The 12,265-nt window shown below is 64.4% G+C and carries 9 protein-coding genes; 3 read left to right on the top strand and 6 right to left on the bottom strand.

Annotated features, from left to right (window positions below):
- The first annotated feature begins 39 nt into the window (after positions 1 to 39).
- Both ACYVL5_RS05710 and ACYVL5_RS05705 read left to right on the top strand, forming a co-directional pair.
- Complete coding sequence (locus tag ACYVL5_RS05710) at positions 40 to 639, top strand: shikimate kinase (protein WP_460594589.1); 600 nt, start codon at positions 40 to 42, stop codon at positions 637 to 639.
- A gap of 70 nt (positions 640 to 709) precedes the next feature.
- The gene (locus tag ACYVL5_RS05705; protein WP_460594588.1) at positions 710 to 1,696 is read left to right on the top strand and encodes a stress response kinase A; all 987 of its coding nucleotides are present in this window, start codon (positions 710 to 712) and stop codon (positions 1,694 to 1,696) included.
- A gap of 8 nt (positions 1,697 to 1,704) precedes the next feature.
- Here ACYVL5_RS05705 and ACYVL5_RS05700 read toward each other — a convergent pair whose 3' ends face one another.
- The 4 genes from ACYVL5_RS05700 to uvrA form a co-directional block, all read right to left on the bottom strand.
- On the bottom strand, positions 1,705 to 3,225 hold the full coding sequence (locus tag ACYVL5_RS05700; protein WP_460594587.1) for a class I SAM-dependent methyltransferase: 1,521 nt from the start codon (positions 3,223 to 3,225) through the stop codon (positions 1,705 to 1,707).
- Between the two features lie 39 nt (positions 3,226 to 3,264).
- On the bottom strand, positions 3,265 to 3,840 hold the full coding sequence (locus ACYVL5_RS05695; protein WP_460594586.1) for a hypothetical protein: 576 nt from the start codon (positions 3,838 to 3,840) through the stop codon (positions 3,265 to 3,267).
- A 79-nt stretch (positions 3,841 to 3,919) separates the two neighbouring features.
- The gene (locus ACYVL5_RS05690) at positions 3,920 to 4,099 is read right to left on the bottom strand and encodes a hypothetical protein (protein WP_460594585.1); all 180 of its coding nucleotides are present in this window, start codon (positions 4,097 to 4,099) and stop codon (positions 3,920 to 3,922) included.
- Positions 4,100 to 4,180: 81 nt separating this feature from the next.
- A complete protein-coding gene (gene uvrA / locus ACYVL5_RS05685) occupies positions 4,181 to 7,036 on the bottom strand; it encodes an excinuclease ABC subunit UvrA (protein WP_460594584.1) in 2,856 nt (951 codons plus the stop codon).
- Between the two features lie 374 nt (positions 7,037 to 7,410).
- Between uvrA and ACYVL5_RS05680 the strand changes: the two genes are divergently transcribed.
- The gene (locus tag ACYVL5_RS05680; RefSeq protein WP_460594583.1) at positions 7,411 to 8,073 is read left to right on the top strand and encodes a pentapeptide repeat-containing protein; all 663 of its coding nucleotides are present in this window, start codon (positions 7,411 to 7,413) and stop codon (positions 8,071 to 8,073) included.
- Positions 8,074 to 8,302: 229 nt separating this feature from the next.
- Here the strand turns inward: ACYVL5_RS05680 and ACYVL5_RS05675 are convergent, their stop codons facing one another.
- Positions 8,303 to 8,503 carry a cold-shock protein gene (locus ACYVL5_RS05675; protein WP_460594582.1) on the bottom strand — a complete coding sequence of 67 codons (201 nt, stop codon included), beginning with the start codon at positions 8,501 to 8,503 and terminating at the stop codon, positions 8,303 to 8,305.
- A gap of 93 nt (positions 8,504 to 8,596) precedes the next feature.
- The gene (nifJ, locus tag ACYVL5_RS05670; protein ID WP_460594581.1) at positions 8,597 to 12,172 is read right to left on the bottom strand and encodes a pyruvate:ferredoxin (flavodoxin) oxidoreductase; all 3,576 of its coding nucleotides are present in this window, start codon (positions 12,170 to 12,172) and stop codon (positions 8,597 to 8,599) included.
- Positions 12,173 to 12,265: the final 93 nt, after the last annotated feature.

The following is a 12,265-nucleotide window of genomic DNA, read 5'->3' as shown; positions in this document are numbered from 1 at the left end:
TGCATTCTTAATGGGAAAGGCTATCCCGGAGATCCAATCATGCCCAACCGCGACCATCGACATCACCCCGCCCCCCCGGCCCCGGTGTTCCCCGCCCGCCCCAACCTCACCCTGATCGGCATGCCCGGCTCGGGGAAGAGCATCGTCGGGAGGATCATCGCCACCCGGCTTGGGTGGGATTTCATCGACACCGACAAGGTGATCGAGGCGGCCCACGGCAAGCCGTTGCAGGAGATCGTGCACGAGTTGGGAGGGGAGGAGTTCAGGCGGGCCGAGGAACGGGCCGTGCTCGAACTGGATCCACCCCGCCCGACCGTGATTGCCACCGGCGGGAGCGTCGTATACTCGGAGGCCGCCATGGAACACCTCGCCTCCCTCGCCACCCTGGTCTTTCTCGATGCCCCCACCGAGGTCATCCAGCGGCACGTGGAGGGAGAGGCTCCCCGCGGGATCGTGGGTATGCCTGAGGGTGGCATCGAAGCGCTCCACCGGGAGCGGCTCCCTCTCTACCAGCGCCACGCGACCGTCGTGGTGCGGACCTCCCACGAACCACCGGAAGAGGAGGCGGAAAACGTCCTCGCGGCCTTACGAAACGCCGGGGCCCTCGCCCACCCCGCGGGAGCTTCGCCCATCCCCTGACCGGCCGCGTTCTCCTTTGTTCCCGGAGCCATTGGTGCTATGATGCCGCATCCCGAACCAGGAGAGCACTATGTCCCACAGCCAGCACCCCTTTCACACCCTCACCCCCGACTTCATCATCGACGCCGTCGAAAGCCAGGGCTTGCGAAGCGATTGCCGCACCCTTGCCCTGAACAGTTACGAGAACCGCGTCTACCAGGTGGGAATCGAGGAGCAAGCGCCGCTGATCGCCAAGTTCTACCGCCCCGGGCGGTGGAGCGACCGGCAGATTGCCGAGGAGCACGATCTCTGCGCGGAGCTTGCCGGGCACGAGCTCCCGGTGGTGGCCCCCATCCGCAACGGGGAGGGGGAGAGCGTCTTCCATTTCCACGGCTTCCGGTTCGCCCTCTACCCCCGGCAGGGCGGACACGCCCCCGAGTTCGACAACCTCGACAACCTGCTGATCCTCGGGCGCCTGCTCGGCCGCATGCACAACGTCGGCGCCGTCCGCCCCTTCGAGGAGCGCCCCCGGCTGGACAGCGACAGTTTCGGCCACCAAAGCGTGGCACTCATCTCGGAACGCTTCATCCCCGCCGAATACCGCGAAAGCTACCTCGCGGTCACCGCCCAACTCCTCTCCGCCATCGAGGCGACCTTCGCCGAAGCCGGGGAGATCCGCTACCTGCGGGCCCACGGCGACTGCCACGCCGGGAACATCCTCTGGCGGGACGACAATCCTCACTTCGTCGACTTCGACGACGCGCGGATGGCGCCTGCGGTGCAGGATCTCTGGATGATGCTTTCGGGAGAACGGCCACGGAGGATGGCCCAGCTGGAGGCATTGATGAAGGGATACCGGGAGTTCCGCGCCTTCGACCGTCGCGAGCTCCGGCTGGTGGAACCGCTACGGGCGCTGCGCATGCTGCATTACAGCGCCTGGCTGGCAAGCCGCTGGGAGGATCCCATCTTCCCGAGCACCTTCCCCTGGTTCAACACGGTGCGCTACTGGGGGGAGCATATCCTGCAGCTGCGCGAGCAGCTGGCCGCGCTGGAAGAGGAGCCGCTGGAGCTTGAATGAGGTGAGGGCTAGACGATCCCCAGCTTTCGCAGCAGGGGGAGTTTTTCCTTCCGGAAGGTCTCGGCCTGGGAGTGGAGCTCGGCGAGATTTTCCTCCTCGGACATGAGGACCTCGCCGTCGCGGGAGAGCTTGTGGTTGTGGGCCTTCATGTTGTCCCAGATCCAGGGGACCGGGTCGCGCCCCGCGCCGGTGGACTGGCAGGCGATCAGCAGCCGTTCCAGCCATTCCAGCTTGAGGCCGTTTTGCACAACGGGGGAGGCAAGAGCGAGCTTCTCCAGGTTGTTCAGCTCCCGGTCCAGGAGTGCCGCGTTCAGATTCTTCGCCGCGATGGTGGCGAGAAGCAGCGGCTCCACGGCGGGCATCAGGTACTCCGCTGACAGGAGCACCAGCAGCGCCTCCACCACCCTCCCGATCCGCAGCGAGGCGAGCTCGTCACGCTGCATCAGCTGATCCAGCGTCTGGGGCCGTTCATCCAGGGCGGCCAGGATGGGATCGTAGAGCTCCCGGTCGAACAGCACCTCCCCCACCGGAAATAGCGCCTTTCTTTCCAGAGATCCCTGCGGGACCACCAGCGCCAGCCGCTGGGCCCGGAAGCGCTCCACCTGCTCTTCGGGGGTGAGCCGCGGGCGCCCCTTGGTGAAGATATCCCGGCGCAGCATGGGACAGGCGGTGAAATCCTTCAGGGTCTCCCTCAACACCCGGTCGGTCACCTCGTCCAGGATCTCCTGCTGGACCTGTGAAAAGCGAAGCATGTCCTGATGGTCGACGAAATTGGCCGCCCCCGCGAAGGCAAGGCCTGCCGGCGCCAGCTCGCGCACCACGTCGGCATGGTAGTAGGGGGTCCATTCGCGGTTGAAAAACTCGTGGGCGATGTAGTTGCGGGGGAGCGTGCAGAGGTATTCGAAGAACTCCCTGGTGGAGGTGCCGCTGTCGAAGAGGGCGATGCCGGCCTCCTTCAGCCGCTCGGCGAAGGCGACCGCGCGCTCGACCCGCTGCTCGAGGGTTCCGGACTGGCTGTCGGCATAGGAGGAGAGAAGCTGGCGCAGGGGGGCGTGGGGGCTCCAGCCGGGGAGGGAGTTGTAGCTCAGGTAGACGACGCCCCCCGTTTTGAGCTTCTTGCGGAGGAACTCGCGGATGTACCGCCGGTTCTCCTCCCCGACCCAGCTGTAGATCCCATGCATGACGACGAAATCGAAGTCGGGGAGGGCGAGGCTTTCCAGTTGGGAGAAGCTCGCCTCCCAGAAGGTGGTGTTCTTGAGGCCGGTGCGGGAAGCGAGGGTGCGGGCTCCCGCGATGTGGGCGGCATTGAAATCGACGGCGTGGAAGCGCCCTTCCGGGTGGCAGGCGGCGAAGAGGTTGACGGACTCCCCCTGCCCGCATCCGAGGTCGCAGTAGGTGAATCCCTCCTGGAGGGGAATCGGCTCGAGGCTCTGGAGGAGCAGCGCCATGTTGAGCACGGAGGGGGCCAGCTCCCGGTAGACGCCGTGCACGTACTCTATTCCGGTTATGTAACCGTCCTTCCAATCCATGCCATCCTCAACGTACTGCCATTGCATCCCAACGCAAAGCTACATCCCGGGGATCATCTTGGTGAAGATCCCGGCCGGTGACTGCAAGGGACCCAGCGGGTTCACCTGCTCCTGCATGGTGTCGATCTTCGGCTCGCCACTGGAGAGCTTGTAGGACACGTGGTGGTCGATGAAGACGATCAGCGCCTTGAAGCGCCATCCGGTCTCGTGGGTCTTTTTCTTGAAGTTGAAGATGTCCAGCCAGAAGCTGCCGATCCGTTTGCTGTTTATACGCGACGGTTCGAAGACATAGGCCCGGCAGTCGACGCGCGCCTTCAGGCACGCCTGCAGGCCGGGATCCAGTTCCTGCAGCGGGATACTCTGGACGGAGGCCGCTATGTCGAGGTAGTTCAGCACCTTGATGTTAGGGGCGGCCTTGATGTCGAAGCCCAGCTCCTTCAGGTCGTCCACCGTTGTCTTGCCGATGATGATGGCATCGAACGCCTTCTTGGCGTCGGCATACTCCGACCAAGGGGATTCCGCTACCTGCTTGCTGCGAGGCAATAGGGAAGCACAACCCATCTGGACCGTCAAGCAGATAACGACCAGCAGTCGAAGTAGCAGCAACTTTGTCATGGCGGAGATCCAGTCGCTTCATCCAGTCCCGGTGTAATTTGACCCTTACTGTTAACCTTAATCTATTCTATAGATAGTGCTACTCCCCCGGGCTCGGCTTTTTGCGTTTGGCCTTCAACCCGCAATGCGGGCAGCGCTTTTCCGGGACCGGGCGGCGGCAGGAGGCGCACCAGTACGGCAGCATGGCGTCCATGCCGCAGGACAGGCATTCCCCGTTTTGCACCCCGCCGCAACCGCACCCGCTTGGTTCCTTACCCATGGCGTACCCCCGGCCGACCCGGCGCCGGCTGACCGTCGCCACCCCGCTCCCACGGGGCTGCGTCGGCAAGGCCCCGGGCGGCTATCCCTTCTTCCCACCCTTTTCGAGCATCTTCTTGAGGTACTGACCGGTATAGGAGCGGGGGACCTTGGCCACCTGCTCCGGTGTCCCGGTGGCGATGATCTCGCCCCCCCGGTCGCCCCCCTCCGGGCCGAGATCGACGATCCAGTCGGCAGTCTTGATGACGTCGAGGTTATGCTCGATGACCACGATGCTGTTGCCGGCGTCGACCAGCTTGTGCAGCACCTCGAGGAGCTTGGCGATGTCGGCGAAGTGCAGGCCGGTGGTCGGCTCGTCGAGGATGTAGATGGTCCGCCCGGTCGCCCGCTTGGAGAGCTCCTTGGCGAGCTTGACCCGCTGGGCCTCCCCGCCGGAGAGCGTGGTGGCCGACTGGCCGAGCTTGATGTAGCCCAGCCCGACCTCCTCCAGCGTCCTGAGCTTCCCCTTGATGCGGGGGATGTGCTCCAGGAAGGTGAGCGCTTGGGAGACCGTCATGTCGAGAACCTCGGCGATCGAGCGCCCCTTGTACTTCACCTCCAGGGTCTCGCGGTTGTAGCGCGCCCCCTTGCAGACCTCGCACTGGACGAAGACGTCGGGGAGAAAGTGCATCTCGATCTTGATGATGCCGTCCCCCGAGCAGGCCTCGCAGCGCCCCCCCTTCACGTTGAAGGAGTAGCGTCCCGGCTTGTAGCCGCGCATCTTGGACTCCGGGAGCTGGGCGAAGATGTCCCGGATCTCGGTGAAGAGCCCGGTGTAGGTGGCCGGGTTGGAGCGCGGGGTGCGGCCGATGGGGGACTGGTCGATGTTGATGACCTTGTCGAGCACCTCGATGCCCCGGATGTCGCGCACGGTACCCGCCTTTTCCCGGCTCTTGTAGAGCTTCTGGTTCAGGAGCTGGTAGAGGGTGTCGATCACCAGGGTCGATTTTCCCGAGCCGGACACCCCGGTGACGCAGGTCATCACCCCGAGCGGGATCTCCACCGAGACCCCCTTCAGGTTGTTCTCGCTCGCCCCCTCGATGGTGAGGAAGCGGCTCCCCTGGCGCCGCTTCTTGGGGACCGGGATGGTGAGCCTGCCGGAGAGGTAGAGGCCGGTGAGCGAATGGGGGTTGGCCATGATCTCGGCCGGGGTACCCTGGGCCACCACCTCGCCGCCGTGCACGCCGGCGCCGGGGCCCATGTCGATCACCCAGTCGGCCTCCTCGATGGTCTCCTCGTCGTGCTCCACCACGAGCACCGTATTGCCCAGGTCCCGCATGTGCCTGAGGGTGTTCAAAAGCCGGGTGTTGTCCCGCTGGTGGAGGCCGATGGAGGGCTCGTCCAGGATGTAGAGCACCCCGACCAGCGACGAGCCGATCTGGGTCGCGAGCCGGATCCGCTGCCCCTCGCCCCCCGACAGGGTGCCAGAGGAGCGGTCGAGCGACAGGTAATCGAGGCCGACGTTGACCAGGAAGTTCAACCGTTCCCTGATCTCCTTCAGGATCCGGCGGGCGATGTCCTCCTCCTTCTCGGTCAGCTCAAGCGACTCGAAGAAGTGCAGGGAGTCCTTGATGGAAAGGGCGGTCACCTGCTGGATGTTCCGCTCCCCCACCAGCACGAAGAGCGCCTCCTTCTTGAGGCGGGCACCGTTGCAGGTGGGGCACGGCATCACGTTCATGTACTTCTCGAGCTCTTCGCGCACCATCTCGGAATCGCTCTCACGGTGGCGGCGTTCCAGGTTGTTGAGCACCCCTTCGAAGGCCTTGCGGTAGAAGTGGCGCTTCCCGCTCTCGTCCTCCCACCAGAAGTCGACCAGTTCCCCGTTCGAGCCGTTCATGATGACCTCCCTGGCCTTCTTGGAGAGCTTTTGGTAGGGGGTGTGGACGTCGAAGCCGTAGGACTTGGCGAGCGCCTCCAGGGTCTGCTGGTACCATCCGGAGAAGCGTTTCTCCCACGGGGCGATGGCCCCCTCGCGCAGCGAAAGGGTCGCATCCGGCACCACCAGTTCCTCGTCCAGGTACATCCTGGTGCCGAGGCCGGTGCAGTCGGGGCAGGCGCCGTAGGGGTTGTTGAAGGAGAACATGCGCGGGGTCATCTCGGGATAGGAGATGCCGCACTCGATGCAGGCCGAGGACTCCGAGAAGAGAAGGGTCTCCTCCTCGATCTCCCGCTCCTTGTCCGGCGAGAGGGCGACCTTGACGATCCCCTCGGCGTGGGAGAGCGCGGTCTCCAGCGAGTCCGCCAGCCGCCGCTCGATCCCCGGCTTGACCACCAGGCGATCCACCACGATGTCGATGTCGTGTTTTTTCTTCTTGTCGAGGACGATCTCCTCGGCGAGATCGTAGGTGGAGCCGTCCACGATGACCCGGACGAAGCCGTCCTTGCGAAGCTGCAGGAGCTCCTTCTTGTACTCCCCTTTCCTGCCGCGGACGATGGGGGAGAGGAGGGTGATCTTCGCCCCTTCCGGGAGCGCCATGACCTGGTCCACCATCTGGGTCACCGTCTGCGAGGTGATGAGGCGCCCGCAGTTGTAGCAGTGGGGCTTGCCGATGCGGGCGAAGAGGAGCCTCAGGTAATCGTAGATCTCGGTCACCGTCCCGACGGTCGAGCGGGGATTCTTGCTGGTGGTCTTCTGCTCGATGGAGATGGCCGGGGAAAGCCCCTCGATCGACTCCACGTCCGGTTTCTCCATCTGCTCCAGGAACTGGCGGGCATAGGCGGAGAGTGACTCTACGTAGCGCCTTTGCCCTTCGGCGTAGATGGTATCGAAAGCGAGGGTTGATTTGCCGGAACCGGAGATGCCGGTGATGACAACGAGTTTGTCGCGGGGTATCTCAACATCGATGCACTTGAGGTTGTGTTCGCAGGCACCCTTTACCACTATTTTATCAGTCGCCATTTTACTCCCAATCTGTCGTTCTCTGGCTTTGCACGTGATGCAGCCTCAATAGTAGCATACCCGGGAGGCCTTTCACACGGCACGGGGTTGTTGAAGATCCGTCCTCCCCCTGCGGGTCCCCTCTCCGCCCTTCACGAAGGGACCGGGTACGGGGTGAACTCCCCTCGAAGGGGCAGGGAGAGGGCGGGGTTAAAAATCTTCCCTCCCCCGGCCTCCGGCCACCCTCTCCCGGGGGAGAGGGAATACCTGGACAAGGGCGGGGGAGGGGGGTTCGTTTAGATATACAGTTTTTCCAGCCCGGGCCGATAAGGTAGCTGTAGCGGTGCCCTGGCACCGGCTGGCATGTGAGCCAATCATCTTTCAGGGAGAGCATCATGAAACCCTCCTTTGCCCGTATCGTCACGCCCGTCATCCTCGGCCTGAGTCTGGCCGCCCCGGCCTGGCCCGCGCCCCCGGCCCCCGGCCCGGCGGCAGGGTCGCCTGCCGCGGGGACACCTGCCGCCCCCGCAAGCGGCAAGGACGAGGCCGCCGCCCTCAAGGAGGCGGAACTGAAGCTGGCCGCTCTCGCCCGCGAGGCGAACACCCCTCCCGAGGCGAAGGCCAAGAAGGCGGCGAAGAAGACTCACGCGAAGAAAAGGCGGTCGGCGAAGGCGCAGAAGAAAGGTGAGGCCGGCGCCGCGGCAGGGAAGGTCGCCAAGATCACCAACCGCAGGCTCACCTCTGCCGAGGTCCAGGGGATCCTCGCCACCACCCGCGACCTGTCGGGAACCGACCTGAGCGGCCTGAGCCTGGTCGGGATGGATTTGACCGGCGTCCGCTTCAACCGCGCCAACTTGAAGCAGGCTAACCTCGAGCGGGCCGACCTGGCCGACTCCGACCTCGAACTCGCCGATCTCTCCGGCGCCAACCTCAAAGGCGCCTCGCTCAACCAGGCGCGCCTGCGCGGGACCCGGCTGGACGGGACCCGCATGGAGGGGGCCCTCTGGATCGACCGCACCGTCTGCCGCAAGGGGTCGATCGGGATCTGCATCGAATAGCTCCCGCCATCATCCCCGGCAGCTGCGGGGAGAACCTCTAAAACCTACCCTCACACGGCCTTCGGCCACCCTCTCCCCTCAAGGGGCGAGGGGACCTTCGTGACGCCCTGCGGACGAGCCTTCCGCCAGCAGGCCTGCGGGCAACCTCCCACTTGAGAAACGGGGTCACCCCAATTAAAAAAGCCCCGGAGATCACTCCGGGGCTTTTGGGTCGCTTTAAAGCTCGGCTTTAAATTTTGGTGACGTTGGCGGCCTGCAGGCCTTTCGGCCCTTTCTGCACGTCAAACTCAACGGCATCACCTTCGGCAAGGGACTTGAAACCGTCGCCTTTGATCGCGGAGAAGTGTACGAACACGTCCTCCCCGTTATCCTGCTCGATGAAACCAAACCCCTTGCTGTCGTTGAACCACTTAACTACACCTTTTGCCATTACTGCGTTCTCCTGTTACTGACTGCTTTAATTAGTGCCGGGAGGATTCCCGGCACATCTTGGATTTTATGGATTGGCCCCGGGAGTGTCAAGCTATTCTTTCCCGAACTCCATCTCCGCCATCTTCTTGTAAAGGTCGTAGCGGCGGGCGGTGAGCTCGCTGGAGCGGGCCATGAGGGCCGCGGCGGCCTCGGGGTTGTTCTTCTTGAGGACGCGGTAGCGGTTCTCGCCGTAGGCGTACTCTTCGAGGGAGATGCTCGGGTCCTTGGAGTCGAGGATGAGCGGGTTCTTGCCCTGCTCGGCCAGCTCGGGGTTGTAGCGGCAAAGCGGCCAGTGGCCGGAGGCGACCGCACGCTTCTGGGTCTCGACGGCGGTGGCCATGTCGATGCCGTGGGCGATGCAGTGGCTGTAGGCCAGGATGAGGGACGGGCCGTCGTAGGCTTCCGCCTCGATGAAGGCCTTCACGCACTGGGCCGGGTTGGACAGCGAGACCTTGGCCACGTAGACGTTGCCGTAGGCCATGGCGATCATGCCGAGGTCTTTCTTGGCCTGCGGCTTGCCGCCCGCCGCGAACTGGGCGACGGCGCCCATCGGGGTCGACTTGGAGGCCTGGCCGCCGGTGTTGGAGTAGACCTCGGTGTCGAGGACCAGGAGGTTCACGTTCTTGCCGGAGGCGATGACGTGGTCGAGGCCGCCGTAGCCGATGTCGTAGGCCCAGCCGTCGCCGCCCACGATCCAGACCGACTTCTTGACCAGGTAGTCGGCCAGCGGGAGGAGCTGCTTGGCGGCCGGCTCGTTGCAGGTGGCGAGGGCTTCCTTCAGCTTGGCCACGCGGCCGCGCTGGAGTTCGACCCCCGCCTGGGTGACCTGGTCGGCGGAAGCGATCTCGGCCATGACGTCCTTGATGCCGGCGCAGGCGGAGCAGGAGCAGCCCTGGAGCTGGGCGAGCAGCTCGAGAGCGGCCTGGTTGAACTTGTCAGCGGCGAGCCTCATGCCGAAACCGAACTCGGCGTTGTCCTCGAACAGCGAGTTGGACCAGGCCGGACCGCGGCCGTCGCGGTTCTTGGCCCACGGGGTGGTCGGGAGGTTGCCGCCGTAGATGGAGGAGCAGCCGGTGGCGTTGGCGATCAGGGCCCGGTCGCCGAACAGCTGGGAGAGGAGCTTCAGGTACGGGGTCTCGCCGCAGCCGGCGCAGGCACCGGAGTACTCGAAGAGCGGGGTGATCAGCTGGCTGCCCTTGAGGGTCTCCGGCTTGACGAGGGCCGGGTTGGTGTCCGGCAGCGCCAGGAAGAAGTCGTAGTTGGCGGCCTCGGAAGCGCGGAGCGGGGCCTGGAACTTCATGTTGATGGCCTTGTGCTTCGGGTCTTCCTTGGACTTGGCCGGGCAGTTGGCGACGCAGGCGCCGCAGCCGGTGCAGTCTTCCGGGGCGACCTGGATGGTGCACTTCATCCCCTTGAACTCGTTGCCGCGGGCATCGGCGGACTTGAAGGTGGCCGGGGCGCCGGCGAGCTTGTCGGCGTCGTAGACCTTCATCCGGATGGTGGCGTGCGGGCAGATGAAGGAACAGATGCCGCACTGGATGCAGAGCTGCTCGTCCCAGACCGGGATGTCGACCGCGATGTTACGCTTCTCGTACTGCGAGGTGCCGGTCGGGAAGGTACCGTCGGCCGGCATCTTGGAGACCGGGAGCTGGTCGCCCAAGCCTTCGATCATGATGGCGGTCACGTTCTGGACGAAGTCGGGGGCGTGGGCGCCGACGACCGGCGGTTTGTGGAGCTTGCTGGAAGCGGATGCCGGGACGGTCACCTCGAAGATGTTCTCGAGGGCGGCGTCCACCGCCTTGTTGTTCATCTCGACGACCTTCTCGCCGGACTTGCCGTAGGACTTCTTGATGGCGTCCTTGATGGAGGCGAGCGCGGTCTGAAGCGGGATGATGTTGGAGATCTTGAAGAAGGCGGTCTGCATGATCACGTTGATCCTGGCGCCCAGGCCGAGTTTCTCGGCCAGTTCGATGGCGTTGATCACGTAGAATTTGAGCTTCTTGTCGATGACCTGCTGCTGCACCTCGACCGGCATGGAGTCCCAGACCTTGTCGTGCTCGAACGGCGAGCAGAGGAGGAAGGTGGCGCCGTCCTTGGCGTTGGTGAGCATGTCGTACTTCTCGAGGAAGGAGAAGTTGTGGCAGGCGACGAAGTCGGCCTGGCTGATCAGGTACGGCGAGCGGATCTCGTTCTTGCCGAACCGCAGGTGCGAGGTGGTCACCGAGCCGGCCTTCTTGGAGTCGTACACGAAGTAGGCCTGGACGTTGTTGTCGGTGGTCTCGCCGATGATCTTGATGGAGTTCTTGTTGGCGCCCACGGTGCCGTCGGAGCCAAGGCCGTAGAACATGGCGGCGTAGGTACCGGCGGAGGGGTTCACGAACTTGGCATCGTAGTCGAGCGAGCAGTTGGTGACGTCCTCGACGATGCCGACCACGAAGTGGTTCTTCGGCTTGTCCGCCTTGAGGTTGTCGAAGACCCCCTTGGCCATGCCCGGGGTGAACTCCTTGGAGCCCAGGCCGAAACGGCCGCCGACGATGGTCGGGTACTGCTTGAAGGTGCACTTGCCGTCGGCCAGCGCCTCGCCGATGGCGGTGCGGACGTCGAGGTAGAGCGGCTCGCCGAGGGAACCCGGCTCCTTGGTGCGGTCGAGGACGGCGATCTTCTTCACCGAGGCCGGGAGGGCGGCGGCGATGGCGTCGACCGGGAACGGCCTGAACAGGCGGACCTTGAGGAGGCCGACCTTCTCGCCGGCGGCGTTCAAGGTGGCCACGGTCTCCTGGACGGTGTCGGCGGCGGAGCCCATCACGATGATGACGCGCTCGGCGTCGGGGGCGCCGACGTACTCGGCCAGCTGGTACTGGCGGCCGACCACCTTGGCGAACTTGTCCATCTCCTCCTGGACGATGGTCAGGCATTTCGGGTAGTACGGGTTGACGGTCTCACGACCCTGGAAGTAGACGTCCGGGTTCTGGGCGGTACCGCGCATCACCGGGCGGTCCGGGGTCATGCAGCGGTCGCGGTGGGCCTGCACCAGCTCGGGGGTGATCATGGCCCGCATGTCGTCGAAGGTGAGCTCCTCGACCTTCTGAACCTCATGGGAGGTCCTAAAGCCGTCGAAGTAGTGCATGAAGGGGACGCGGGACCTGAGGGTCGCGGCCTGGGCGATCAGGGCGAAGTCCATGACCTCCTGCACGTTGTTGGAGCAGAGCATGGCCCAGCCGGTGGCGCGGGCGGCCATGACGTCGGAGTGGTCGCCGAAGATATTGAGGGCGGCGGCCGAGATGGCGCGGGCCGAGATGTGGAAGACGGTGGAGGTCAGCTCGCCGGCGATCTTGAACATGTTCGGGATCATGAGAAGAAGGCCCTGGCTGGCGGTGAAGGTGGTGGTCAGCGCGCCGGCCTGCAGGGAGCCGTGGACGGCACCGGAAGCGCCCCCCTCGGACTGCATCTCGACTACCGAGGGGACGGTATTCCAGATGTTCTTTTCGCCGCGAGCGCTCTTCTCGTCAGAGATCTCGCCCATCACCGACGACGGGGTGATCGGGTAAATGGCGATCACCTCGTTGGTCGCGTGGGCCACGTGGGCTGCTGCAGTGTTGCCGTCGATTGTTACCATTCTGCGGGACATTGATTTCCTCCTGTTGGGTTTAGAGAACCGGTCGAAGCTAGGGGTGAAATTGCTATCTCAGCGAATCAGTAGTCTCAAAGCAATTAAACGGGA

This window comes from Geomonas sp. Red276 (genome assembly GCF_054784495.1).
Note: the sequence above shows the minus strand (reverse complement) of the source record. Positions and strands in the feature narration are given on the sequence as shown.

What these genes read in the sequence shown, in the direction of transcription:
- ACYVL5_RS05690 (WP_460594585.1), bottom strand. Translation starts at nt 4,099, where the DNA reads ATGGGTAAGGAACCAAGCGGGTGCGGTTGCGGCGGGGTGCAAAACGGG.
- ACYVL5_RS05705 (WP_460594588.1), top strand. Translation starts at nt 710, where the DNA reads ATGTCCCACAGCCAGCACCCCTTTCACACCCTCACCCCCGACTTCATC.
- ACYVL5_RS05710 (WP_460594589.1), top strand. Translation starts at nt 40, where the DNA reads ATGCCCAACCGCGACCATCGACATCACCCCGCCCCCCCGGCCCCGGTG.
- ACYVL5_RS05695 (WP_460594586.1), bottom strand. Translation starts at nt 3,840, where the DNA reads ATGACAAAGTTGCTGCTACTTCGACTGCTGGTCGTTATCTGCTTGACG.
- ACYVL5_RS05700 (WP_460594587.1), bottom strand. Translation starts at nt 3,225, where the DNA reads ATGGATTGGAAGGACGGTTACATAACCGGAATAGAGTACGTGCACGGC.
- nifJ (WP_460594581.1), bottom strand. Translation starts at nt 12,172, where the DNA reads ATGTCCCGCAGAATGGTAACAATCGACGGCAACACTGCAGCAGCCCAC.
- ACYVL5_RS05680 (WP_460594583.1), top strand. Translation starts at nt 7,411, where the DNA reads ATGAAACCCTCCTTTGCCCGTATCGTCACGCCCGTCATCCTCGGCCTG.
- ACYVL5_RS05675 (WP_460594582.1), bottom strand. Translation starts at nt 8,503, where the DNA reads ATGGCAAAAGGTGTAGTTAAGTGGTTCAACGACAGCAAGGGGTTTGGT.
- uvrA (WP_460594584.1), bottom strand. Translation starts at nt 7,036, where the DNA reads ATGGCGACTGATAAAATAGTGGTAAAGGGTGCCTGCGAACACAACCTC.